This window comes from Solwaraspora sp. WMMA2080 (assembly GCF_027497395.1).
GTDB lineage: Bacteria > Actinomycetota > Actinomycetes > Mycobacteriales > Micromonosporaceae > Micromonospora_E.
In genome coordinates this window covers 341,018-366,408 of the sequence record NZ_CP114910.1, presented here as the reverse complement: position 1 = coordinate 366,408, position 25,391 = coordinate 341,018, and the positions used below count along the sequence as shown (strand labels likewise).

Sequence of the window (25,391 nt, the reverse complement as noted above, 5' to 3'; positions counted from 1 at the left end):
TCTATCGTTCGGTGGACGGTTCGGAGGGCAGGTCCGTCGTCCGGTTGCGGCGCTCGAAAGTGTGCAGGAAGTCGACCAGCCGTTCGACCGACTCGACGGTCACCGCATTGAACAGGCTGGCCCGGCAGCCACCCACCGAGCGGTGCCCGGCCAGCCCGGCGATACCGGCCTGCTGCGCCTCGGCCAGGAACTCCGCCAGCAGCTGCGGGGTGGGCAGGTCGAACACCACGTTCATCAGCGAGCGCGACGCCGGGTCGACGGTGGTGCGGTAGAACGGGACGCCGTCCAGGTAGTCGTAGAGGATCTGCGCCTTGCGTCGGTTGATCCCGCCCATGCTGGCCAGCCCGCCGATTTCGTCGGCCAACCAGCCCAGCATCAACCAGGTGACGTAGATGGCGAAGGTCGGCGGGGTGTGGAAGTTCGACCCGTGTCGTCGGTGCACCCGGTAGTCGAGCACCGCCGGCAGCTCACCGACGATGTCGTCCAACATGCGCCGGCGCGCGACCACGACGGTCACTCCGGCGACGCCGATGTTCTTCTGCGCGTGGGCGTAGACGACGTCGTACGCCGCCGGGTCGAAGGTGTCGGACATCAGGTCGGAGCTCATGTCCGCGATCACCGGCACCGCGACGGCGGGTGCCTGGTGGAACTGGGTGCCCTCCACCGTGTTGTTGGTGACCAGGTGCAGGTAGCGGGCGTCCGGCCGGGGCCGGATCGAGCCGTCCGGTGGAACGTAGGTGTGGTCCCGGTCGGCGGAGGAGGCCACTACCGCCACGTCGCGTCCGAGGGTCCGTGGCTCACGGATCGCCTTGGCGGCCCAGTACCCGGTGTCGACGTAGTCGACCGGGTCACCGGGTGCCGAGAAGTTCATCGGGACCATTGCGAACTGGAGCGATCCGCCACCCTGCAGCAGCAGAACGTCGGACTCGTCGCCGAGGCCCAGCAGGCGACGGACCCGTTCGGTCGTGTCGGCCAGGAGGAACTCGACCTCGGGTGCCCGGTGGCTGATCTCCATCACGCTCATCCCGGTGCCCTGGAAGTCGTCGAGTTCGACGCGGATGCGTTCCATGACGCTGCGGGGCAGGCCGGTCGGTCCCGCGTAGAAGTTCGCAACCGCACGGTTCGCTGACACCGACTCCACCTCACCACCGCCCTTGATTTGGTGGGCGGCGCCAAGATCATCGCACGGTCGGACTGCTGATACCTGAGGCGGAAATGAGGGAAATATGAGGGATCCCTGGTGGGCCGCAGGGTGGCGGGATGCCCCCTGCAGCCCATCGGTTCACTGTGCGTCTGATCGGGTCCTCCGGCCCGGGATCACCGTCGCCGCCGGTGTCAGGCGCAGATCGCCTGGATCGCCAGACCGTCGGTGGGTACTCCGGTCAGTGAGAGGCGAACTGAGGTGAGGCCGGCGTCCATGTAGAGCGAGCTCAGGAAGGTCTGCCCGGAGGCACCGGGCCCGGTGGCCGCACCGACCGAGTGCACCTGCTCACCAGCCGGGCAGGAGTCGCTGGCCGAGGCGACCCCGGTCTGCACCGACCCTTCGGCCGCCGCCCCCACCGGGTTCGCGCAGATGGCGTACGCGGTGACCCGCTGGCTGCCCGAGCAGCCCGCAGCGGTGCTGCGGGTCGGCGACGAGGAGTAGGCGGAGTTCCCGGGGACGATGTTGTAGCGCAGCGGCGCGTTCGGCAGTTTCCCGCCGGTCAGCCGGGCCGCGATCGAGTCGGCTGCCTGCCACGCCATCGGGGTGCCCGAGGCGCACGACATCCGCAGCGGCTTGCCGCCGGGGCCGATCGCCCGGGCCGCGTCGCCGACGGCGTACACGTCCGGATGCGACACCGAGCGCATGGTGCCGTCGACCACGATCTGGCCGCTGTCGGCGAGCGTCAATCCGGTGGTACGGGCGATCGGGTGGACGGCGAACCCGGCGGTCCAGACGGTGACCGCAGCCGGGAGGGCACCGCCGCCGGCGGTGGTGACCCGGTCGGCGTTGACGCCGGTGACGGCGGTGTGCTCGTACACGGTGATGTCGAGCCCGGCGAGGACCTTGCGCAGATGCGCGCGGCCCTTCGGCGAGAGGGCGTCGCCGAGGCCGTCGCGCACGGCGAGGGCGACGTCGAGGTCGGGGCGGGCCTCGGCGATCTCGGTCGCGGCTTCCAGGCCGGTCAGGCCGCCGCCGACCACGACGACCGGCTGCCTGGCGGCGAGGCCGGCCAGGCGGGCCCGCAGCCGCAGCGCGCCGGGCCGGCTGGCGATCTCGGCGGCGTGTTCGGCGCCGCCGGGGACGGCTCCCGGGTTCCAGCCGCTGCCGAGGGGTAGACGAGCGTGTCGTAGCCCAGCTCGTTGACTCCGCTGCCGTCGGAGCCGTCGCTGGCCGCGTCCGTGACCGTGACCGTCCTGGTGTCGACGTCGACGCCGGTGACGTTGGCGATCCGCAGCTCGACGCCGGTGCCCGCGAACATCTCCCGCAACGGCCGGGGCTTGAGGTCCTGACCGGTCGCCAGCTGGTGCATGCGTACCCGCTCGACGAAGTCGGGTTCGGCGTTGACGACGGTGATGGCGACGTCTGCGGGGTCGAGCCGCCGGGCGAGGCGGCCGGCGGCGACGGCTCCGGCGTAGCCGGCGCCGAGGACGATGATGCGGTGCCGCATGTCCTGCTCCTGTCTGTCTGCACGGGATGTGACAGCACCTGAACCGGGCAGCCCCGCGTTTGCTGACGCGGCAGCGGCGTGAAGCACCTCACACGGTGTGATCAAAAGGCGGTGAACAGCGGCTCCCCGTGGTCGGCGGCGGCCCAGGACGCGGTGGTCCGGTGCAGCTTGTCGGGGTTGACCTGGCTGCGGATGGCGGCCACACCGTCGGCGGTGACCTGCAGGCACATGACGCCGACGACCCGGCCGTCGATGACGACCACGACGGCCGGGTCACCGTTGGCGGTCCAGGCGTACACCTCGGGTGAACCTCCGAGCAGGGCCCGTTTGGCCGCACCCGGGGTGAACAGGCCGCGCAGGAACTTCGCGACCGCGACGGCACCGACGACCGGTGTGGCGCGGGCCGGGACGTGTCCGCCGCCGTCACCGATCGAGACGGCGTCGCCGGTGAGCAGCTGGACCAGTGGTTCGATCCGACCGCTGGTGGCGGCGGACAGGGACTCTTCGACGACCCGCCGGGCGGCGGCCCGGTCGACTTCGGCGCGGGCCCGGCCGTCGGCGAGGTGCCGTCGGGCCCGGTGCAGGATCTGCTGGCTGGCGGCTTCGGAGACGCCGAGGATGCCGGCGATGTCGCGGTGCGGGTAGTCGAACGCCTCCCGCAGGACGTACACGGCCCGCTCCTGCGGCGTCAGGCGTTCCATCAGGGCGAGGACGGCGTACGAGACGGATTCGCGCTGTTCGGCGGTGTCGGCCGGGCCGAGCATCGGGTCACCGGCGAGCAGCGGCTCGGGCAGCCACTGGCCGACGTACGTCTCGCGGCGGGCCCGCGCGGAGGTCAACTGGTTGAGGCACAGGTTGGTGAGGACCTTTGTCAGCCAGGCCTCGGGGACGTCGATCCGGTTGACGTCGGCGGCCTGCCAGCGCAGGAACGTCTCCTGTACGGCGTCCTCGGCCTCGCTGGCGGAGCCGAGCAGCCGGTACGCGATCGCCGCCAGGCGTGGCCGGGCTGCCTCGAACCGGTCGACGTCGTCCGCCGTCAGTGCCATGGCCCCGATGGTAGGCCCGGCCTTCGACCCGGCCGCCAGACGCGACGACCCGGGCACGGGACCGGGGTCAGTTCAGTTGCTCGACCTCGCGGTCGCCCAGTGGGGCGGCCAGGCGTACCAGGACAGCCGATTCCAGGGCGATCGCCGGGCACTCCTGGTCAGCCGCTTCAGGCAGCCGGCCCACCCGGATCTGGACGCGCACCGCCGTCTTGCTCTCCTGCACCTGCGGCTCGGCGCCGTAGCAGTCGGCGGGACCGGCGGTCACGGTGAACTCGAGCGTACGGTCGTCGACGGCTCGCCAGGTGCGCCAGGCGACGACCTGCGGGGCGACCAGGTCGTCGCGGACCGGCAGCGCCCCCGGGCTCGTTGCGGCGTCCGGCGCCTGGGTGGCGGTGGTGCCGTCGCCGTCGTCGCCGGGCTCGGCCGCCGGGCCGCAGGCGCTCAGCGCGACGACCGCCCCGACCAGCAGTACGGCTGTCAAGCGAGGCGGTCGTCGCGTCAGCATCGGCTCAGATTACCAGTCGCCGTTGGCGGCGTTCGTGCCGTCGAGGACCGCCGTGTCGAAGTACGGCCCCCGGTTCACTCCGCTGCCGTCAACGGTGGACATGACCGATCGGACATAGCCGAGGCCGTTGGCGTTGCTGTAATTCCAGATCCACGGACCGCCCGAGGAACCGCCGCCGAAGTTGCAGGTGATCTTCGAACGGTCGTCGAGAATGCTGTTGTCGACGGCGGTGCCCCAGCAGGCCCACATCTTGTCCCCGCCGTCGCGGTTGCTCGGGTAACCGAAAATGGACACGTCGAACTCGGTGCCGCCGTTGTAGGCGAGGCCGTGCCCGCCGACGGTGTCGACGACCGTCGTGTTCCAGTCACCACCGGAGAACGTGGTCACCCAGCCGACGTCCCGGTTGAGGTTGCTGTTGTTCATCCATTCGTTGAACGTCCGCAACCGGTACGCCTGGAACCGGCCGACCGGGTCGTGGTCGGCGTTGAAGGCGTTGTATTTCGGCACGAAGACGAGGTTGCTCAGCCAGTCACCGCCCTGGCCGCTGTGGACACAGTGGCCGGCGGTGATCAACACCCGCTTGGACGAGGTGGCGACCGCAGACCTTTATAGATCATCAAGGCGTACCTGGTGAATCTTGGACCAGCGAGCCCGTAGGGCTGGTCCTATCAGGTGAAGCCGACCATGAACGGGGTGTTGACCGGGCTGCCGGCGCTGTCCGCGCAGGTCATTACGGGTGTGGTCAGCAGAACTCGACCGGGTCACCGGAGCGGATGACGCCGAATTCCACCGGACGCGCGTACACCCCGGCGCACGGCAGAAAGCCGACGCCCTCCAGACGCAGCCGGTTGTGCCGGCTCAGAACCTGCAAAAGCGCGACGTCTCGCTCGACGTCACCGTGCCGCAGCGCCGGAACCACGCACCGTGGAGTCGCGATGACGACCTCGGCGACCACGTCGGGGCCGATCCGCAGCCGCCGCCCCGGCCAGAGGTTCTCGACGAACCCAGCACCCGGGTCGGGCACCTCGACGACGATGTTGGGCCGAAAGCGCCGGCTGTCTGCCGGCCGACCCGAGTGGGCCGCGAGACTGGCCAGCGTCGCGGTCGTCATCAGGTGCAGCGGCGCGAAGTCGAAGAACGTGCCCGGTGGGGAGCCGACAGCCAGCATGGATTCGGCGGTCTCCGCGATGCGCAGGTCGTCGTCGGTGCGTACCTGGGCCGGGTCCATCCGTTCGATGGTCGCGCCCGGCGCGGCCCGGTCGAGCAGCCGCACGTCCCGGCCCAGCAGCGTGGACAGCGCCGGATCGGGGTGACCGGTCACCGTCACGGTCTCGGTCGTACCGTCCGCCATGGTCAACCGGACCGCCGGGGCGCCGGCGGAGTCGGGGGGCGTCAGCGTGGACCGTACGGTCAGCATGTCCCGCCACAGGCGCGGGTTCTTGGCACTGGCCACCTTGCCGGTGACACAGTCGAGCACCGCGAAGGACCGGTCGCCGGCGATGCCCGCCTCGTCCATGTACGCCTGGTCCAGGTCCTCTCCCAGCATCGACTTGACCGGATAGCGCGACAGCTGCCGCACCGTGCCCACCCGACGATCGTGACCCATGCCCAGGAAACCTAGCTGAAGGTCTGCAGCCCGCCGGAGGTTGCCGCTGCGCATCGGATCAACCGCAACCGTCCGCAGCCCTCGATGTGGGGCACGTCCCAAGCCACCCCGGGCCCGGCTCCGACGGCCGCTACTGCTGTGATCATGGCCGACAGCGCCCACCACTTCTCGCTAGACTCGTCGGGCATGGGCCTGCTCACCTTCAGCATCAACCTCACCCTGGACGGTTGCGTCGACCACCGGGAAGGGATCGCCGACGACGAGACGCACGCCCTGTTCACCCGTCTCATGGACGAGAGCGGGGCGATGCTGTGGGGCCGCGTCACCTACGAGATGATGGAGAGCTACTGGCCGGCCGTCGCCCGCGGCGACCGGGAGGCGCCGCCGGCCGTCCGCGAGTGGGCGGTGAAGCTGGAGGCCAAATCCAAGTACGTGGTGTCGTCGACCCGCACGGACTTCCCGTGGACCAACAGTCACCACATCGCCGGTGATCTGCGCGAGGGCGTGCAGAGGCTCAAGGACGCGACTCCGGCCGGGGTCCTGCTCGGCAGCGGCACGCTCGCGACCGAGCTCGACCGGCTGGGCCTGATCGACGAGTACCAGCTGCTCGTCCATCCCAGGATCGCCGGCCACGGCCCGACCCTGTACCAGGGCGGGCTGCCCGGCACCCGCCAGCTCGAACTGCTCTCGGCGCAGCCGCTGCGCAACGGCGCGGTGGCCCTGCACTACCGCCGCGCTCGCTGAATCACCGGGTACGGTCAGCAGAACTCGACCGGGTCACCGGAGCGGATGACGCCGGCCTCAAGCGGGCGGGCGTATACCCCGGCGCACGGCAGAACACCGACGCCCGCCAGGCGCAGCCGGCACCTCGACGACGATGTTGGGCCGGAAACGCCGGCTGTCGACCGGCCGACCCGAGTGGGCCGCGAGGCCGGCCAGGGTCGCGGTCGTCATCAGATGAAGGGGCGCGAAGTCGAAGAACGTGCCCGGTGGGGAGCCGGCAGCCAACATCGAGCTGCCGGTCTGCGCGTGTGACAGGTCGTCGTCGGTGCGTACCTGGTCCGGGTCCATCCGTTCGATCGTCGCGCCCGGCGCGGCCCGGTCGAGCAGGCGCACGTCCCGGCCCAGCAGCGTGGACAGCGCCGGATCGCGGTGGCCGATGACCGTCACGGTCTCGGTCGTACCGTCCGCCATGGTCAGCCGGACCGCCGGGGCGCCGGCGGCGTCGGGAGGCAGCAACGTGGACCGTACGGTGAACATGTCCCGCCACAGGCGCGGGTTCTTGGCACTGGCCACCTTGCCGGTGACACAGTCGAGCACCGCGAAGGACCGGTCGCCGGCGTTGCCCGCCTCGTCCACGTACGCCTGGTCCAGGTCCTCTCCCAGCATGGACTTCACCGGGTAGCGCGACAGCTGCCGGACCCTGCCAACCCGACGATCGTGACTCATGCCAAGGAACCTAGCCGAGCATCTGAGGCTGTCGGTCAGCTCCTCGTGAGGTTGGTGACGAGGGTGCGCAGCCAGGGCTGCGCGAGTGCGTGGTCGCGTCCCACGGCGCGGGCGACGCCGTGGCGGCCGGCCCGACTGCGTCCGTACGCCACCAGCGCGGCGGCCTCCGCAAGGGCCTGCCGGGTGCGCTCGTCGCGGCCGGGCCCGGTGTCTTCGGCCAGCCACCGGTCGGGGTAGAACGAGCGGGTCAGCTTCACCTGACGGTCGCCGAAGTGCGACCACACCCACGGATCCAGCGACACGTTGGTCACGGCGGCGGGCAGCGTCCGGGTCCAGTCGGCGTGCTGCTGCCACCGGTACGTCTTCGGACTGGTCCTGGTCCGGCGGGTGACACCTACGAAGCGCAGCTTGCGGCGGATGACCGGCCATGGCTCGCGTTCGGCGTCGATCCAGTCGCGCAGCAGGGTGAACAGTTCGGTAAACGTCGCACCCCGGTGCACGACGTCTACCAGCACCGCTGGCCGGTCCCGTCGGGCCAGCGCGTGTGGCGTCAGCCCGACCGCGTCGAGGAACCGTCTCCCCTGGCTCACCTCGGCGAAGGTCAACGGACGCCGCCGCCACCGGCTCCCGGACCTGACCGCCGGCCGCTGGAACGACAGCGGCAGCCGATGAAGTCGCTGCACGCCGACGGGTCCGGCGAGGACTCCGCCGAGCAGGTCGAACATCGAGTCCAACGATCTGCCGACGAAGTACAGGTCACCGTTTCCGCTGCGGGCCAGCACCTTCCCGGTGCAGGTGACGAGCTCATCGAGGAACCACAGGTCCGGCGGCGCGGCACCGTCGAGCATCGTTCCGAGTTGGTCCGGTGTGACCAGGTCCCACCGGAACGGCACACTCTCCTGCCAGGTCTGCACTACCAGGTGAAGCCGACCGTGAACGGGGTGTTGACCGGGCTGCCAGCGCTGTTCAGGCAGGTCACGCCGACCTTCATGTCGGTGGTGCCGACCGGATGCCAGTACTGCACGTGGCAGTGTGCGTCCTGATAGCCGAGCGCGTACGCCACGGCGTGCCCGGAGTAGTCGATGATCTGCGGGAAGACCATCTCGTACCGTCCGGTGCCGGTGCGGGTGACGGCGTAGTCGCCGCTCACCGAGCTGTCGTTGGTCCAGGTGATCGCCGGTGCCGGCCCACCCGACGGGTACGTGTCGTCGACCGTCGCCAGCGCCGTCGGGGCGATCTGCTGCAGCAGGTTGTGGATCGTCCAGGTGATGGTGAACCGGGAGTCGACGAAGGCTCCGGAGGCGTCCCGGCACCGCACCCGGGCGATCCCGTCGGCCAGGTACGAGTCCACCTTGCACTTCACGGCCGCCGAGGTGTAGGCGGTGATCTGGTAGAACGTGGTCTGGGTCCGGGCGGCCGAGGCGGGCAGCTCCACCGCGTACGAGCCGGGCGCGTCCCGCGCCACCCACGGGGTGCCGCCGCCGGCGTCGTAGCGGTACCAGCCGCTCGGGGTGTACATCGACGAGGTCGGACTGTTGGACCAGAGGTACGACACGCCGTCGACGGCGAGCGTGGAGCCACTGGCTTCGACGAAGTTCGCCACGAAGTACGCATCCTGCCGGGCACCGCCGGCCCCGAAGCAGTACACGTTGACCAGCAGATCGGCACCGGACGGGTACCAGGAGCCCACGGTGCAGAACCGGGCCGCCGCGCCGTACGCCTGGGCGTGGGCCACTCCCCCGCCGCCGGTCACCAGCGAGCCGAGCCCACCGAACCGCACCTGGTATGCGCCGGCACCGGACCGGGTCACGGTGATCGGCCCGCCGCCGGGATTCTTGGCGTACGAGTAGTAGGTGCGGCCGCCGGAGGTCCACGTCGGCACCGTGTAGCTGGCGGCGGTGGGGTTGCTGGCCCACACGTAGCTGGTGACGGCCGGGGTGACGGCCGCCGCAGCCGGTACAGCCGCCGTGACGGTGGCGGCCGCGCCGACCGCCGCGGCACCGAGGACGGTCGCGATTCGTCGGAGAAGCCCACTGATCATGGCCCCGACGCTAACCACCGCCGTCAACCGTCCGCGCCGGTCACCTCGCGTCCCGGGTGACCGGCTGACCCAACGGACCGATTCCGATCAGCCCACTGCGGTGACGATGTCGGCGACCTGCTGGGGCATGGACAGGAAGGGCGTGTGGGACGCGTCGAGCGCCTCGACGGACGTCGGGTTGTCGGGGAACGCGGCGTCCGCGTCGACGATGAACTTCTGCTGGAGCGCGGGCCTGATCGCCATGTCCTGGGCGCAGGTGACGTAGGTGCGGGGGACGGAGCCCCAGCCGGACCGGGTCAGGGCGGTGGCGCCGAGCGCGATACCGGCCGGCGCGTCGGGGGTCAGCAGTGCGATGGCCGCGTCGGCAGAGTCTGGATCGATGTCGCCGAAGAACACGCTTCGAAGCTGCTGACGGTAGCCGGGCTCGACGGACCCGACGTCCAGCCTGAGCGCACCGACCGCGACGGGGTCCGCGCACAGCGACGGCCCGATGAGTTCGCCGGCGTTCTCCGGCATGTCGATGTAGGCGATCGCCGGTAGGCCCGACGCCGGCATGAACGCCGTCAGGTATACGGCATGGGCGACCAGCTCGGGTGCCTGCTCGGCCACCCGGGTCAGCACCGTGCCGCCCATGCTGTGCGCCACGACCGTCACCGGGCCGCCCCGGCCGACCTGCTTGAGCTGCGCGACGAGCAGGTCCCCGGCCTGGTCGAGGTCGACGGCGGCCACCGGGGAGACCTCGGTGGCGATCGCCTGCGGGTCGAACGGGCGCGCGTAGACCGAACGGGGCCGCCGGGCCCGCAGGCCGTGCCCGGCCATGTCCACTGCGACACTGGCCCGGCCGGCTGCCGCGACGCAGGCGGTGACTTCACTCCAGCACCAGGAGCCGTGCCAGTATCCGTGCAGGAACAACAACGGTGTCGACGAACTCATAGGAATCCCTTTGTGAGGCGCGCTCAGCTGATCGGTGGAACCGCCGGGCCAGGGGTGTCGACGACCCGCCGTGAGCGTACTCTTCCGTACGACGCCTCCGCAGACGAACCGAGCCCCCTGCTCACAGCCGAACTGCCAGCCGCCGCAGCCGGCACTGCGGGCGTGACTACACGGCCGCGCCGACTCCCCGCAGCACCGAGGACGGTCGCGATCCGTCGGGAAAGCCCACTGATCATGCGCCGACGCGAACCACCGGCGTCGTCCGTGCGCGCCACGTCGCGTCCCGCCAAACCAATAGGTCTGTCGCGCAACGACTACAACGCCGACTCGTCGAGGATGCGGCGCATGGACCCGAGGGGAAGCTGCGGGTTGGCGGCGGCTTCGTCGACGACCTCGGGATCAGCATCGGCGAGCAACTGCTCCAACAGGGCCGGGGTGGCATGGGCGTGCCGCGCCGCTCCGCGCCGGATGAATGCCTCGGAGTCGGCGGCAAGCCGTTCCAGCACCGCTGTCGGCAGGTCAGGATCCTCAAGGGCGATGTACCGGATATGAGGGTCCGGATCGTCGGCGAAGGCCCGCAGCCGGTGGCGTGGAAAGTTCGGGTGCTCGACGATCGGCGGCCGGATATGGAACATCGCGCCACCCGTACGCACGAGTCGTTCAAGGACGGCGGCGGGGGCGTCCGGCCGGGCGGCGGCGTACCGGCGCACCCGCAGGTCCGGGTCGTTGTCGAGCCGTTCCCAGGCGGCGTCCGGCAGGTCACGGCAGCTCGCCAGCACCCGACGGAACGGCGGATGCGGACAGTCCAGGTACGCCAGCCGCTCGGTAATCGGCACCTCACGGAGCCAGCCCGGTTCGTCGAAGTTCCAGCACAACGCAACGTAGGCGGCGATGCTGCCAGCGTCGGCCTCGGCCGCCACCAGCGCGAACAGCCGGTCTCTCGTGTCGGCGTCGATGTGCCGGCTGTACGCGACCGCCACCCGCACCTGCGGATCGTCCAACTCGATCAGCAGCTCGACCGCCTCGGCAGGCAGCTCAGGGTTGGCTGCCACCGCCCGACACGCTTCGAGATCCCCGCTGCTGATCAGCTCGGTCGCCTGCTTGACGGTCAACGGCACATAGCGCGCGACGTTGACCCGGGTAGCCGGGTCAGTGAGGCACCTCTCCCGCCATTCGACGGGTACCCCCGGATGGCGGCGCAGGGTCGCCGCAGCACGTACCAAGGGATCGGGGTCGGCGAGCAACCGCAGATGCACCGCGAGTGGCCGATCAGCCCAGGTGTCCGCGACCGCCGCCCGGAGCTTCGGATCCGGCGAGTCGACCAAGTTGGACCGGCTCTCCCCGAAGGTTTCCTCAAGCGACTCGATGCCCAGCGACGAGTTCAGGTCCACCAGGTCCCGGACGAAGTTGGCGTGGGCGTGTCGGATGGCAGGATCAGGATGCTCGGCGATCACGTTCCGCATCCGGGTGGAGATGCGCTCGCCGTTGAGGTGGATGGCCGACTCGCTTCCGCCGTGCTCCAGCAGAGCTTCCACGACGGTGTCTGCCAGCCGACCTCGCCGCAGCGATATCCCGTGGCGGCCGGCAGCATGGGCTGCCAGGCGTACCAGGAGATCGTCCGGGGTCGCCGGGTTCCTCCCCAGCCCGGACAGCTGGGGATGCCTCACGTTCGTCACGACGCCACGGTAGTTGCACGTGTCCGTCCCATCCGGCCTGGCATCAGGCGGGGTTGGGGCAGCTGCACCGAAGCCCCGGTTCACGTTCGTCGGTGCGCCGATGCCGGATGGCGTGGGCGTGACGGCCGACCTGTCGCAGCTGGTCGGCGGTCAGGCGGCGGGCCGCCCAGATCAGCTCGGCGACCTCGGCCGCGTCCGGGTGCGTCGGCTGGTCGACTCCAGCCAGGTCGATTCCGGTCAGCGTGCTGAGGTCGTCCCAAGCAACGTCGAGGAACGCGGCGAACCCGGCCAGCAGCTCGGGTGTCAACACCTTCTCGGCACCGCCGATCAAGCCGATCGTCGACCCCGACAGCGCCGGACCGTTGCCGATGCCGAACAGGTACTTGGCGGAGCCGTGCAGAATCAGGTTCCGGTTGTGCAGCAGCCGCACCACCAGGCCAGCGGCACCGCGCAGGCGCCGGTGTCGCGGTGGCACCGCTGGCGGCGAGGCCGGGCGGGGTTGCTGCGGCATCGCGCGTACGAGTTGGTGCAGTTCCGGCACGGCACCCGGCAGGTACGTCAACGACCAGGCCAGCGATCCGAGCGTGCTCGACGCGGTGGCGTCCAGCGGGGTGAGATCGTCCGGCACCGGCTGACCGGCGATCACGAACAGGTCGCTCCGATGCAGGCCAAGGACGGGTCCGAGCCCGACGGAGCAGCACCGGGTCCGGCTCGCCGGGGCATCAGCGTGATCCAACCGTGTCCGGCCCGCGCCGGCAAGGTGCACTCTCGACTGTCAGCCGGTCGGCCCATTCCGGGCTGCGCCGCCCGCCGAGCAAGATGACCGGGTGAAGGCGTTCGTGGGGGTCACCGACGGCGAGTGGCGCAGCTTCCTCGCCGCCCGACCGCAGATCAACGAGGTCAACTTCTGGCGGCCGGGCGGCGGCAGCTTCAAGGTCCTGACCCCCGGCGAGCCGTTCTTCTTCAAGAGCCGCTACCCGCACAATCGGATCGTCGGCGGCGGCTTCTTCAGCGGCTTCGCGAAGCTGCGGCTCTCGGAAGCGTGGGGGCTGTTCGGGGAGGCCAACGGCGCGGGTTCCCTGGCCGACATGGCCCGCGACATCGGCAAGTACCGCAGGGATCCGATCGGCCCCGGCGAGGACCCGGTCATCGGCTGCATCTTCATCCGCGACACGGTCTTCTTCCCCGAGGGCCGTCAGCCGGAGCCCCCGCCGGAGTTCTCGCCGAACCTCACCCAGGGCAAGACGTACGACCTGTCGTCGGGCACACACTTCGACTACTTCGAGCAGTTGACGAAACTCCTGCTCGGCGGCGAGGTCCGCGTCGATCCGGAGGGTGCCTGGCACCGGCCGGGTCCGGTGTTCGGCGACCCCCGGCTCCGGCCGCAGCGCCTCGGGCAGCAGTCGTTCAAGGCGGTCGTCCTTGACACGTACTCCCGGCGCTGCGCGATCACCGACAGCAAGCTGCGGCCGGCGCTGCAGGCCGCGCACATCCGCCCGGTGGCCGCCGGCGGCGAGCACCGCATCGACAACGGCATGCTGCTGCGGGCCGACGTACACATCCTGTTCGACCAGGGCTACCTGGGCGTCGACCCGAAGTACCGGCTGCTGGTCAGCCGACGCCTGCGCGACGACTTCGGCAACGGCGAACAGTTCTACGCCCGCGCCGGCACCGAGATCGCCGTACCCGAGCAGAAGGCCCGCCGCCCCGACCACGACCTGCTCGAATGGCACACTGACACGGTCTTCCAGCACTGAAGCTCGGGCCCGGAGGCCAGTCGTGGTGCCGCGTACCGTTGCCGTCAGTCTCGTCGTCGGTGCCGTCCTTGTCGGCGGGGCGCTGTTCGTCGCCGCCCGCGTCGGCGGCGGCCCGGATCCGGCGGCCGAGACGAACGCGACCCCGGCCGCCGCCGGGGTCACCCTGCCGCCGGTCGACGCCCGGTTCGACTACCAGATCGGCGATCCGTACGCCCCACCGAGCGGCGTCACGGTGGTCAGCCGCGACCGCGAGGCGGACCCGGCCGCCGGCCTCTACACCATCTGCTACGTCAACGCCTTCCAGGTCCAGCCCCACGAGGTCACCTGGTGGCAGCGCAACCACGACGACCTGCTGCTACGCGACGCCGACAGCGAGTACGTCGTCGACGGCGACTGGAACGAGATCCTGCTCGACATCTCCACCGCCGCGAAACGCACCGCGATCGCCGACATCGTCAACACCTGGATCGACGGCTGCGCCGCCAACGGCTTCCAGGCCGTCGACCCTGGATATTCACGGGGTCGTGATCTTGTAACGGTTTCGTGAGGCCCGGAAACGCGGAAGTGCCTGCCAGGCAAGGGAAAATGGTGATTGCGACATCTACCAGGATCTCTAGCGAGGAGGCACTTCCGACGTGCGTGAGCTTACCGGATGGTCGAAGGACCTGCGTGTCACCGCCGACGGTGACGGGGTGGTGGCGATGGTCGGGGTGGCGGGCCTACGCATGCTCGCCGACCGCACCGGCCTGACGGCGGGCATCTCCACCGTGCTAGCCAGGCCGGGATTCGATCCGGTCCATGACCGGGGCCGGGTCCTGACTGACATCGCGTGTTCGATCGCCGCTGGCGGGACAGACGTGTACGACATCGAGGCGCTACGGGCCCAGGCCGCGTTGTTCGGGCCGGTGGCCTCGGACACCACCGCCCTGCGCGCGCTGGGTGAGATCAGCGACAGCGGTCTGCACCGCATCGACGCCGCGCGGGCGAAGTCGCGCGCGCATCTGTGGAGCCTGCTACCGGCCGGCGTGCCGGAGGCGACCTACGCCGGTGGCCTGAGCATGGGCGGGACGATCGTGCTGCGGGTGGACGGCACCATCACCGTGGCCCATTCCCGCAAGGAACACGCCGAGGCGACGTTCAAGAAGACGTTCGGGTTCCACAGCCTCGGCGTGTGGATCGACAACACCGGTGAACTGGCCGCCCTGATGCCCCGCCCCGGCAACGCCGGGGCGAACACCGCCGCCGATCTGATCGAGGTCCTGCGCCAGGCCATCGCGCAGATACCCGCCGACCGACGCGACGACCTGCTGATCACCTCCGACGGTGCCGGCGCCTCACACACGCTCATCGACTGGCTGCACAGCCTCGACCAGACCGGTGGGCGTCGAGTGGCGTACTCGATCGGGTTCGACGTCGACGAACACGTCCGGGCGGCATGCAACCGCCGACCCGACGACTGGTGGGTCCCGTGCCTGTCCAACACCACCGGCGAGGTCATCGACGGCCTTCAGGTCACCGAGATCACCGACCTGCTCCGCGAGCGGCTGACCGGCCTGAAGTGGCCGAAGACGATGCGGGTCATCGTGCGCCGGCGCAAGCTGTTCGACCACGAACAGGCCACCCTGTTCGACACCTGCGGCTACCGGTACTCGGCGTTCGTCACCAACACCGGCGCCCACGGCCCGGACGGCCTGTCCGTGCAACGCGCCGACGCCCGTCACCGCGTACACGCCCGCGTCGAAGACGACGTACGCACCACCAAGGACACCGGCCTCGGGCATCTGCCGTCCAAACAATGGCAGGTCAACAAGGCCTGGTGCGCCGCCGTCACCATCGCCGTGGACCTCACCGCGTGGATGCGCCTCTACGCGCTGACCGGCGCCCTGGCCAAGGCCGAGCCCAAGACACTGCGTTACCGGATCTTCCAGACCCCCGCACGCCTGGTCCGCGCCCGCCGCTACCGGTGGCTACGCCTACCCCACACCTGGCCCTGGGCCACCGACCTGGCCACCGCCATCGAGATCATCCGCCGGATGCCCATGCCCGCCACCTGACCACCCACACCACCGCCCCGACGACCAGGAGGAACCCCAGGAGACCACGCCACCGGCGCGACAGCCGGCCCACAACCACACCCAACGGAGCCGATACATCCACCGCCAACGATGCAGACTCGCTGGTCATCGAACGGCGTCAGACCCACGAAGAATCAGGGTCGAACCCGACAACATCGACTCGTACGACCGCTCCGACGACCTGCTCACCATCGACGACGCCGTCGAATACCTGAAACTGCTCGCCCCGCACGCCCACGCCGCCGGCCTGGCCATCGGCCAGAAGAACACCACCGAACTCGGCACCCGGGGCAGAGCCGCCGGCCTCGACTTGGCGATCGCCGAGGAATGCGGCCGCTACGACGAATGCGGCGACTACACCACGGTGTACGGCGACAATGTCATCGACATCGAGTACACCGACGACGCCTACACCACCGCGTGCGCGGCGGTCGGCGCGAACGTGTCCGTGGTCCGCCGCGACCTCGACGTCACCGCACCCGGCAGCCCGACCTACGTCTACCGGGCCTGCTGAGGACCGGCAGACCCTCTCGCGAGAAGGACGCCGGCAGTGTCAGGTCAGGTGCCCGACCGTACCCGTCGACGGGCGACGACCGTCGTGTTCCAGTCACCACCGGAGAACGTAGTCACCAGTCGACACCTTTGGCTACCCCAGCTCGCACCATGTTAGGTCACGAACTACATCAGACCACTTCGGATATAAACAGAGTCTCTACGTCAGCTTCATGACGTGGCCAGGTCCCAACGATCCATTGCCGGAAAAAGTGCGAGTAGGCACGCCTGAGCAGGCGGACCATCCGAGGTCTGCGCACTCCCATCCTGTGTCCGACATATCGATTACGAAGTTCCCTCGACGTTGACTCGACAGACCGCCGACATCTAGAGTCCAAGGTGGCCTCAGCGCTTGCCGAGGCCGCGCAGTCCCCGACCTGAGAGGATGTCATGCGCCCAACCACGAGTCGGCCCAAGTCACGCCTACGCGTACAGCTCGCGCAAGCAGCGGTGTTTGGGAGTGCTCGCCGCCGGAGCGGTCGGCCTCACCGTCGGTCCCGCATCAGCAGCGGGTACGTCCAGCAAGGCCGGAAACTGCTACACCCAGTGGTGGAATACCGCGTGGGCACAGAAGTGCGATCCCCCGTCCGGAGCTTCCTACAGCACGATCTACCAGTCGGTAATGGAATGTAGTCTACAGGGCCTCAGGTCACTTCCCGTCTACCGCACGCAGGGCAACACGACGACTCACAGCGGCGCTGACTGCACTTTCAGCGCAGTCAGGGGAACGATCAACGTTCACTGACAAATTAGATCAATGGCGGGGAGTGCGTTGATTCGCACTCCCCGCCTCCGTGGGGTTAAGGATCAATATACTGTGACTACGGTTCTCGATTCACTGGTGCAGGGGTATGACAGGAAGACCGTCATCGACAGGCTTGACCTGACACTACGTCCGGGCATAACAGCCCTACTCGGCCCGAACGGCGCCGGAAAGACGACCTTGCTCCGGACTCTCGCGACCATCATGCCACCACGCTCGGGAACCATCTGTATCGACGACATCTTGATTGACTCCGAACGAACGGCCCGCACCGTCCGCAATCGAATTGGATACCTGCCCCAGGACTTTGGTTTCGATCCTCAGATGACCGTCACTGATTTTGTGACTTATGCAGCGTGGCTTCGCGGTGTTTCCACAACTGATCTACGCCGACATGTTGATCAAGCGCTTGCACAGGTTGATTTGGCCGACCAGCGGCGGAGCCGGATGCGAAAGCTGTCGGGTGGGATGCGGCAGCGGGCCGGAATAGCATGGGCAATCGTCGGGCAACCACGCCTTGTTCTGCTCGACGAGCCCACCGTCGGACTCGACCCACGCCAACGGTTGCACTTCAGAAAGATCATTACCGGACTCAGCAATACAATCGTGCTATTGAGCACCCATCTGATTGATGACGTTGCCGCAACGGCCGACCGAGTTGTCGTGCTCCATGCCGGGGCAGCCAGGTTCGATGGCACTGTTGCCGAACTCGAACGTATGGACCGTGCAGATCTCCCGGGACATACCGCACTTGAACGCGCATACATACACCTGCTGCCAGAGGGAGAGCAGCGGATATGAGAATCCTGTGGCTCCATATTCGCAACTCACCGATCCGGGTGGCTGTGCCCATTCTGATTGCCCTGGACCTGGCGGTGCTGTTTTTGCGTAGCAACTTTTGGATTGGCTCCTGGCCGGAGACTGGCGCCGCAGCACAGGTGCCCGCTTATCTCGTCGGCATACTTGGCGCAGGTGCCGCAGCATGGGCAGCAGGCGCGACGAACAGGCACGGGCTGGACGAACAAATTTCGACCGCTTCAGTTCGCACCCATAGGTTGGAGGCACACCGACTTGGATCGACCGCTATTATCCTGCTAGCCCCCTATCTAACCGGGCAGGCAGTTGCATTTGCAATAACCGCCCGATCATTTCCGCCTGGAGTACAAGTCTGGGCCGGATACTTTCTTCTTGGCATTTTCGTCACCCTGTTTGCCACAGCGATAGGCTGGCTGATCGGCAAGCTTTTCACCCCCGTCTTTGCAGCCATGACCGCCTCTGTTGGGTTCCTGTTCCTTCTTGCCCTGTTGGATCGAGCGGGCGGCTTCATCGTGGTAAGCGGGCATCCGAATGCCATGATCGACCCCCTCGGTATCACATTTCGGATGCTGACCATAGCAGCACTCATTGTTGGGTTGGCCTGGATTCCAACCAAGCCTTCCCGCACTCGCCTTCCCGTCGCCGCAGCACTAATCACCACAATTCTTATGGTCATCGGCGTGGCAGTAGCAAGACCGTTGGTTGTCGACCGCGAACCGATAGGGAGCAACGCCCTCTGCACCAACGGAACGGTCACGATATGCATCTGGCCCGAACACAAGAAGTATTTATCATCGATTACTGGTATCAGCGCTCGAATCGATCAGTTGCCGGCGGAGTTTGAGCGACCGGAACGTATCATCCAATTCGGGGTGGAGCGCACAGTCCGCATCGACGACGGAGTGATATACGAAATCGAGGAGGCTTCGCCCCACTTCTACATACTCGAAGGCAGCCCGTGGTCATATGCAAGCGACATCGCAAATGCCATCGTCACGGCCACTTTCCCGGGCCACTCCGGGGCAGCCTGCATCTGGGACTCATTGACCTCCGCAGACCAGGCCCGCCTCTCCACTCTGAACGCCTGGCTGGAAACCTACCTAGCAGGAAACGGACAGCCCGATTATCAAACCAACGCCCCTGACCACATGCAGGAAGCATTCGCGGCCGGACGCGCGATCGCTAACGATCTCAGACAGGATCAGCAGTTCGACTGGGCTCAGCGGGAGGTAGGTGAAATCCATGGAAGATACTGCAACAAGAGTTCGTGAATTATTCACGACCGCAGCACCTGAACGCGCTTTTCTCGCCGCTCGACGATTCAGCCACGTCCTTACCGCTACGACGATACTAGCCGCACTTGCTGCTACTTTCGGCGACTACGAGACAGCGCTACCGACGGCCACGCGAGATGGAAGCATCACCGTACCGATTTGGCGTTTCTTGGCCATGGCAGCCGCGACACTTCCCGTTCTCGGCCTGCATAGCCACCTCTCCACGCTAGAAGCGGTCGCGACCAGACGCTTTCGGCGCTGGCAGCGCGGATATCTCTGCGGCACCACGATCACATGCGCAATTGCCTATCTTGGGATCTCATCACTGACGACAAGCCCAGTCGTTCTACTGATGATCGCACGGTCCTGGCTCGCCTGGACCGGCCTGGCCCTTCTATCCGGCTTGTGGCTCGGCTGGCGGTTGGCATGGACAGGGCCGGCGCTGGTAGCCGTGATCCTCTTCTACTGGGGCACCTCCCGGCAGGGCGAGTACTTCTGGTGGGAGTTCACCGCACGCCCAGGAGATGACCTTGCATCGCTCCTACTCAGCGCGGCCATACTCGCCATCGGGTTGGGAGCCTACGCGGCGACGCCGTGGCGGCGCCGGCGGCTGAACTCGTGGCGACGGTCCCGGTGATACCCGAAGGCGTCACGTTTCGTATGCTATATACGGGTGTCGACGGCCGAACCGGCTGTAGCACCGTAGCCCGTAACGCGTCGACGATGAGTCGCACAGCCGGTCTCTGTGGTCCGCCGCGACCTCGACGTCACCGCGCTCGGCTGTCGCACCTACGTCTTCCGGGCCTGCTACAACGCCCCGGGCTCACCGAACCGTTCGGTGCCCGGGTGGCGGGGGTGCTGTCGTCGCCGCCGAGCTCGGCCGCCGAGCCGCAGTCGCTCACCCCAACCATCGCCCGACCAGCAGCAAACTGCCGGTCGAGGCGACTATCGCATCAGCATCGACTCGGGTTACCGGTCCCCGTTGGCGGCCGGCGCTTCATTGAGGACCGCGTGCCGAAGGACGGCGTATCGATGGACGGCGTATCGATGGACGGCGTGTGGGTGCTTGCCGCGGTCTGCAATCGACGGTGCGTGGACCGCCTCGGTTTCTGCCTCACGGCGTGGCTCATTAGGCCCTGGTGCCGCGCTACGCCACGATCTGACGGACGAGTTCGGCGAGGCCGGCCGCGACTGCGCCACCGGCGAGGAGCACCACCGCGCAACCGCTGCTGCGCGTCGCCGACGCGGCCCTGGCCTGCCGCTCGCGAAGCTCCGCCATGTCGACCTGGTACACGTGCGGCTCGTTCCAACTCCGATCCCGCGCCACGAACGTCTGGTGGTACTGGGCGTCGGTCAGCTCGTACTTGCGCCAGGACCCGTGCCACTCGGGTCGGGAGCGTCGACCCTCATTGGCACGTTCGGCCGCGATCCGTTGGGCGACCTGTTCGCCGGTCTGGTCGGCAAAGAGCCCGGTCGCACGTTTTGCGGCCTCGTCTTCCAGCAGCTTGCGAGCATGCTCAGGAGCAAGAACGTCGACACCGGCCGCGGCCGGCTTCGCCAACCGAGGATCGTCAGCCAACGGGTCGTCGCAGACCACCAGGCGTACCGTCTTGGTGAAGCTGACGGCGGCCTTCGCACCGTGCTCCACGGCGTAGTCGATCACCTCGGTAACGGCGGGCGAGTCGCCGATCGGCAGGATCCGCCAGCCCTTGAGCGGCCCGTTGGCCCTGGCCCGGTTGGCGGCTGCCGCTTCCTCCAGGTCGCTGATGAGGTGCGATGATGCGAGTTCCCGACCCGCCCGCTGCAGTTCCCGGAGCTCTGCCGGGGTGACCACGCCGTCGGCCTCGGCTCGGGCTCGGGAGTCTGCCAGGAACTCTTCGTGCACCTGGCGGGCGGTGGTCTGGGTCAGTCCGGCGTTGGTGGCCGCGACCGCCAGTTGGTTGGCTTCCTCCCCAACGATCCGACCATCGGCCAGGGCGTGGCCGAGCAACGCCCGATAGTCGGCCAGCCCGCCCGGCCGGGGCTGCGGCGGGTACGCCATGCGCGGCAGTCGCGCGGTGAGGGTCGCCAGCCATCCTTCGGTGCCTTTGCGCAGCCCGGCAGCCCTGGGCGCGACGATGCCGGTGCGGGGTAGCGCCGGAATCGGTGCGGGTTGCGGCCCGATCCAGGAGAGCCGCTGCGGCGCCTCGTTGATGAACTTCGTCAGGGTCACGGCAAGTGCCCTTGCGTCGCCGAGCGCCGAGTGCACCGCGTCGAGCCACTCCCCCGTGACCAGATGGTGCACGTTCTCGAGCTTGTAGCCCCAACTGTCAATCTGGGTCCGGGCGGTGACCAACGAACACAGCCCGGGAAGACCACTGAGGTTGACGCCGAGCCGCCCGAACTCGGCGATCAGGAACTTCTCCTCGTGGTCGAGGTTGTGACTGACCACGACGGCATCGCGGAGATAGGCCAGCACGTCGCCGGCGGCCTGTTGAAAGGTCGGAGCATGTTTGACGTCGGCGTTGGTGATGCCGTGGTACTCGTCGTTGTTGATCCGCATGCCTGGGTTGATCAGGGTCGAGTACTCGTCGACGACGACGCCGTCACCCCGCATCCGCACGATCGCCAGCTCGCACACGCGGGATCCCTTGTTCGGGTGCAGCCCGGTGGTCTCCAGGTCGATGATGGCGTACGTCAGGGCACGCGGGTCGGCGCCGCTTCGGCGAGTTAGTTCACCACGGGTGAACATAAATACGACCTCCATCAAGATCATGTCGATAGCGTCTGCCTCCGCATGATCAGCAGAGGACGGCGTTTCCGAGCTGACGCACGGCGATTCACAACCTCAGCCGACCGGCGAGCAGGGATCAGGTCCAAGGCGCTCGAAGCACTTCTCTGTGGATCACTTCCGCTGACTCAGACCGGCACCTTACGTCGCTGGATTCCGCGTCCGGTTCCACCGAAGGGTTCATGTTCACGGTCTATGGTTCAGCCGCAGTCAGCCGGAGAAGTTCCTTCCACCGCCATGCGGGCTGTCCATCCGGCAAGATCGTTCCCCGAGTATCGTTCGCGAAGCCGACAGTATGAGGCCGACCGAGGACCTACTTCATCCGGTACGGTCGAAGCTACTGCGATTGTCCGATGGGGAGGATGTCGGCGTGAGTTCGGTTGAGGAGGTCAAGGCGGGCGTCGCCCGGTTCGGTGACGAGGTCGGCCAGCAGGTCGGCGCGATCCGGGCCAGCGCGGAAGCCCTCGACCGCAGTACGGCGGCGCTGCGCGGCATCACCAGCGGGTCCAGCCACTCGCAGGTCTCCGAGACGATCGCCAAGGTCGAGCAGGCGAACCAGAAGCTGGCCGTGCCGGCGGCGCTGAAGCAGAGCGCGATCGAGTCCAGCCGTGGCTACGCCGCGAGCTTCTGACCGGCTGGGAGGATCACCTAATGTCGACAGTGATCCTGCCCGCCTGGCTGAGCATGGGTCCCCGCTACCGGTACGTCCGCCCACCGGACCCAACACCGGATGCAACGAGGTCCACGCGGTCACCGCAGCCTGCTGGTCGAAATCGACCCGACCTGCGACCAGTTTCCGACTCGTCAGAACAGGGCTTACCTCGCCGAGGGCCAAAGATTCAACTCCCGAGGAACTCGACCTGCATCGAATCGACTGCGGCACCCATCCAGCTGGGCCCGATTTCTATATGCCTTCCTACGCGCCATCTGTGGGACGGTTGCGCCTTGCACTCTAGTTCTACTGGACGGCAACCGGTCACCTTCTTGACTCCGTCTTATATGCTCGATTCATGACTGAGTCGACGGTGGCCCTGTGGGAGCCGGATCTCGTACCTCCCGAGGATTGGTTGCTACCAAGCATTCTATATCAGGATAGAATCAGCACACTGGCTCCATGGCCGTACGGAAACGATCGCGACGGCAAGGCCGCTCGCAGATTGGCCGATTCACTTGGCCCTCTCTATGAGCCACTGTCGATACTGTTCGCCCCGAACAAGGGTTACGAAGACGAACTAGTCCACTTCATGCGAGGCCTACTTCCGTATTGGCATGACCAGATGGGGCAAGTCCTTCGCACAACCTGGGACCCCTACATCCATTCATGGCTCGATCGTTCCCGTAGATGGCCCATACAGATCGAGTCCATTAATGGCAGGGCCCGAACCGCACGCGACGCTGTATCTTCAGCGAAAGAACAGCTAGCAATCATCAAACGGCACCACCAAGAAGATCTTGAGCGTATCGAGCGGAAGGTCCGGGACCTTGAGTCCGCTCTCTCGACCGTGCGCTCCGAACTGGCCCCTGCGCTCGCCATGCAGAAACTGGAACGACGTTCTGCGTTAGCACATGTCTTGGCGCGTCGGGCATCTCTCATCCGCCCAGGCGGGCGCTGGGGCCGCGATATGGAGCGCGATTTAGCTATACGTGCAGCTGATACAGAATTGAAGCACCTACACCAGAATCTTGCGAGCGCACAATCGTCGCCCGAGCAACAGAGGATTGATTCCCTCAAGCGAGAAATCGACACTGCGCGGGCTACCCGCGCCAATCACATTAACAATCTGCGTTTCGCACACGAACGTCTCGCTAGCGCTCGCAAAGATTCAGAACTCGCCGATTTTGCCGTACACGCACCATGGCTACATAGAGGCGAGACCGAAGAATGGATACGTCCAGATAGTCTCGAGCAAGGAATACCTACCGGCCTCGAAACTATCGGTACCGGTAAAGTTCGCAACAGGGTTTTCAAATTCTTGGCAACCGAAGCTGGAATGTGGGTATCACAACAGGAAAATTCTACATACGAGGGCACACTCGTAGGCCCGAAGTGGGTCGTGGATCAGGTCCTCGGAGTCCTCGCAGAGTGGCACTGCGCCAAAACAGACGGCTGGGTACTGATGTCCAGATCGACAACTCCGGATAGGCATTCCATTTCCAAGCCAATAAGTGCCGATGCGATACTGACTCTTGCAATTCAATGGGTGCTTCCGGCGCCCGTTCGAGCACCCCTATCTGACGTGCTAGATTTCCGACAGAAATACAATGAAGAGCTTCGGCTAATTCGCAGCACTCTCGCCTCAAGCATTCCCGACGCAAACACACTTGACGACCTAAAGGATGGCATGAGTTTGCTACGAATGGCCATCGCGGAGCCACTCGCCGAAGTTGAGAGAGCCTTGATGCTTCACCGATCAATCGAAGGTCGAAAAGTAGCACAAACGGTCGTTTACAAGTCGGGGTCGGGCATCCGCGCTGTCGCAGGCGGGCTCACAGCGTCGACGATAGCCATACCGATACTAGGAAACACTATCGACGCCAGAGGTCTCGCCGCAACCATTGGGGGAGGTATCGTTCTGTCGACGTTGAGCATCTCGGCACAGTACCTGTATAAACGTGGTTCAGCTCGGCGTGCAGAAAATGCGATGAGAAGTAGCCCTTACCGATATTTGTACGAAGTTGGTCAGCGATTCGGCCTGCCTAGCACATAAGAGGACGTCGGATTCGCGCATTTTGCCATAGCGTGAGTCAGTCGTGTCACCAGGCTGGGTGGTTCCGGTGATCAGTCGTATGGCGAGGTTGTCGATCATCGCGATGGTGATCATTTTGGCGGAGTTGTCGGGTCGGGGCTTCGTAGTCGCCTACGAGTCGGCAGTGGGACGTTGGTGGAGGACTTGACGCTCTGGCACTCCATGATGGATAAATCGGCTCACCTGAGGTCACCACCGAGCCCGACAGGCCACCCGAACTACCTAACACCCCGGCAGAGACTCAGCCCTGCGTCTCGTTCGGGTCGACGACAAACACGCCGACGCCCTGCACGCCCTCGATCAGCCCTTCGGTCCGCAGCTTGAAGATGGCCTGGCGCACGACGATCGCTGACACGTCATGCTCCTTGCACAGCTGTGCGGTGGACGGAAGCTTGTCGCCTGGTGCCAGCTCACCGGAGACGATCTGGCTCCGGAGGTGGTCGGCGATCTTCTCCCACTTGGGCTTGGCGGGCATGGGCGGCTCCCTGATCTGCGCACCCATTTGATCACGCGCCAGCTTTGTATGGCAAGAAATCGGCGCTCATGGGTTGCTTCGTATGGGCGCATATGTAAAGCTGTCTCCGCGCCGCTCCCTGGTCTGCAAACCCGGAGTGGTTGCCCCGCAAGGAGCCCGGTCGGCCGACGCCGCCTGTCGGCCGGCCGGGTGCGTCAACCTGCCCGCCACCTGCGACAACAGTCGCATCAGCGGCGGGTGCCATCTCCACGCGTA

20 protein-coding genes and 3 pseudogenes are annotated in these 25,391 nt (G+C 67.0%); 9 read left to right on the top strand and 14 right to left on the bottom strand.

Going from position 1 to position 25,391, the window contains the following annotated elements; all coding sequences use genetic code 11:
• Position 1: 1 nt before the first annotated feature.
• The 6 genes and pseudogenes from serC to O7543_RS01630 form a co-directional block, all read right to left on the bottom strand.
• Entirely contained in the window at positions 2–1,132 is a 1,131-nt protein-coding gene (gene serC, locus O7543_RS01655) for a 3-phosphoserine/phosphohydroxythreonine transaminase (RefSeq protein ID WP_281550510.1), read from the bottom strand.
• Between the two features lie 536 nt (positions 1,133–1,668).
• Positions 1,669–2,651, bottom strand: a pseudogene (locus O7543_RS01650) (FAD-dependent oxidoreductase); the annotation flags it as partial.
• Positions 2,652–2,752: 101 nt separating this feature from the next.
• On the bottom strand, positions 2,753–3,697 hold the full coding sequence (locus O7543_RS01645) for an RNA polymerase sigma-70 factor (RefSeq protein ID WP_281550511.1): 945 nt from the start codon (positions 3,695–3,697) through the stop codon (positions 2,753–2,755).
• Between the two features lie 67 nt (positions 3,698–3,764).
• Complete coding sequence (locus O7543_RS01640) at positions 3,765–4,178, bottom strand: hypothetical protein (RefSeq protein ID WP_281550512.1); 414 nt, start codon at positions 4,176–4,178, stop codon at positions 3,765–3,767.
• A gap of 33 nt (positions 4,179–4,211) precedes the next feature.
• Positions 4,212–4,778: a hypothetical protein gene (locus O7543_RS01635; RefSeq protein ID WP_281550513.1), complete on the bottom strand. Its 567-nt coding sequence runs from the start codon at positions 4,776–4,778 to the stop codon at positions 4,212–4,214.
• 166 nt (positions 4,779–4,944) lie between these two features.
• A complete protein-coding gene (locus O7543_RS01630) occupies positions 4,945–5,808 on the bottom strand; it encodes an MOSC domain-containing protein (RefSeq protein ID WP_281550514.1) in 864 nt (287 codons plus the stop codon).
• Between the two features lie 186 nt (positions 5,809–5,994).
• On the opposite strand from O7543_RS01630, the gene O7543_RS01625 reads away from it, so the two are divergent.
• Positions 5,995–6,552: a dihydrofolate reductase family protein gene (locus tag O7543_RS01625; RefSeq protein WP_281555623.1), complete on the top strand. Its 558-nt coding sequence runs from the start codon at positions 5,995–5,997 to the stop codon at positions 6,550–6,552.
• A gap of 57 nt (positions 6,553–6,609) precedes the next feature.
• Here the strand turns inward: O7543_RS01625 and O7543_RS01620 are convergent, their stop codons facing one another.
• The 6 genes from O7543_RS01620 to O7543_RS01595 all read right to left on the bottom strand — a co-directional run bounded on the left by O7543_RS01620 (position 6,610) and on the right by O7543_RS01595 (position 12,553).
• A complete protein-coding gene (locus tag O7543_RS01620) occupies positions 6,610–7,257 on the bottom strand; it encodes an MOSC N-terminal beta barrel domain-containing protein (protein ID WP_281550515.1) in 648 nt (215 codons plus the stop codon).
• A 35-nt stretch (positions 7,258–7,292) separates the two neighbouring features.
• Positions 7,293–8,150, bottom strand: a complete 858-nt coding sequence (locus O7543_RS01615; RefSeq protein ID WP_281550516.1) for a hypothetical protein — start codon at positions 8,148–8,150, stop codon at positions 7,293–7,295.
• A 20-nt stretch (positions 8,151–8,170) separates the two neighbouring features.
• Positions 8,171–9,298, bottom strand: coding sequence for a hypothetical protein (locus tag O7543_RS01610; RefSeq protein WP_281550517.1), 1,128 nt, complete (start codon positions 9,296–9,298; stop codon positions 8,171–8,173).
• A gap of 87 nt (positions 9,299–9,385) precedes the next feature.
• The gene (locus tag O7543_RS01605; protein ID WP_281550518.1) at positions 9,386–10,231 is read right to left on the bottom strand and encodes an alpha/beta fold hydrolase; all 846 of its coding nucleotides are present in this window, start codon (positions 10,229–10,231) and stop codon (positions 9,386–9,388) included.
• A gap of 314 nt (positions 10,232–10,545) precedes the next feature.
• A complete protein-coding gene (locus tag O7543_RS01600) occupies positions 10,546–11,907 on the bottom strand; it encodes a hypothetical protein (RefSeq protein WP_281550519.1) in 1,362 nt (453 codons plus the stop codon).
• Between the two features lie 43 nt (positions 11,908–11,950).
• The gene (locus O7543_RS01595) at positions 11,951–12,553 is read right to left on the bottom strand and encodes an XRE family transcriptional regulator (RefSeq protein ID WP_281550520.1); all 603 of its coding nucleotides are present in this window, start codon (positions 12,551–12,553) and stop codon (positions 11,951–11,953) included.
• A gap of 181 nt (positions 12,554–12,734) precedes the next feature.
• Here O7543_RS01595 and O7543_RS01590 point away from each other — a divergent pair, with 181 nt between their 5' ends.
• The 7 genes and pseudogenes from O7543_RS01590 to O7543_RS01560 all read left to right on the top strand — a co-directional run bounded on the left by O7543_RS01590 (position 12,735) and on the right by O7543_RS01560 (position 19,781).
• The gene (locus tag O7543_RS01590; protein WP_281550521.1) at positions 12,735–13,664 is read left to right on the top strand and encodes an HNH endonuclease; all 930 of its coding nucleotides are present in this window, start codon (positions 12,735–12,737) and stop codon (positions 13,662–13,664) included.
• A gap of 22 nt (positions 13,665–13,686) precedes the next feature.
• Positions 13,687–14,172: pseudogene (locus tag O7543_RS01585) on the top strand (endo alpha-1,4 polygalactosaminidase); the annotation flags it as partial.
• A 127-nt stretch (positions 14,173–14,299) separates the two neighbouring features.
• Positions 14,300–15,718: an IS1380 family transposase gene (locus tag O7543_RS01580; protein WP_281550523.1), complete on the top strand. Its 1,419-nt coding sequence runs from the start codon at positions 14,300–14,302 to the stop codon at positions 15,716–15,718.
• Between the two features lie 160 nt (positions 15,719–15,878).
• Positions 15,879–16,253 (top strand): annotated as a pseudogene (locus tag O7543_RS01575) (endo alpha-1,4 polygalactosaminidase); the annotation flags it as partial.
• 855 nt (positions 16,254–17,108) lie between these two features.
• Positions 17,109–17,855: an ATP-binding cassette domain-containing protein gene (locus O7543_RS01570; RefSeq protein ID WP_281567308.1), complete on the top strand. Its 747-nt coding sequence runs from the start codon at positions 17,109–17,111 to the stop codon at positions 17,853–17,855.
• Positions 17,852–19,141 carry a hypothetical protein gene (locus O7543_RS01565; protein ID WP_281550525.1) on the top strand — a complete coding sequence of 430 codons (1,290 nt, stop codon included), beginning with the start codon at positions 17,852–17,854 and terminating at the stop codon, positions 19,139–19,141. The genes O7543_RS01570 and O7543_RS01565 overlap by 4 nt, the downstream gene beginning before the upstream one ends.
• A gap of 355 nt (positions 19,142–19,496) precedes the next feature.
• On the top strand, positions 19,497–19,781 hold the full coding sequence (locus O7543_RS01560) for a hypothetical protein (RefSeq protein WP_281550526.1): 285 nt from the start codon (positions 19,497–19,499) through the stop codon (positions 19,779–19,781).
• Positions 19,782–20,291: 510 nt separating this feature from the next.
• Here O7543_RS01560 and O7543_RS01555 read toward each other — a convergent pair.
• Positions 20,292–21,899 (bottom strand): 3'-5' exonuclease, encoded by a 1,608-nt coding sequence (locus tag O7543_RS01555; protein WP_281550527.1) that lies wholly within the window; start codon positions 21,897–21,899, stop codon positions 20,292–20,294.
• Positions 21,900–22,284: 385 nt separating this feature from the next.
• Between O7543_RS01555 and O7543_RS01550 the strand changes: the two genes are divergently transcribed.
• The gene (locus O7543_RS01550) at positions 22,285–22,545 is read left to right on the top strand and encodes a hypothetical protein (protein WP_281550528.1); all 261 of its coding nucleotides are present in this window, start codon (positions 22,285–22,287) and stop codon (positions 22,543–22,545) included.
• Between the two features lie 2,357 nt (positions 22,546–24,902).
• On the opposite strand, the gene O7543_RS01545 is transcribed toward O7543_RS01550, so the two are convergent.
• Complete coding sequence (locus O7543_RS01545; protein WP_281550529.1) at positions 24,903–25,163, bottom strand: winged helix-turn-helix domain-containing protein; 261 nt, start codon at positions 25,161–25,163, stop codon at positions 24,903–24,905.
• Positions 25,164–25,391 lie beyond the last annotated feature (228 nt).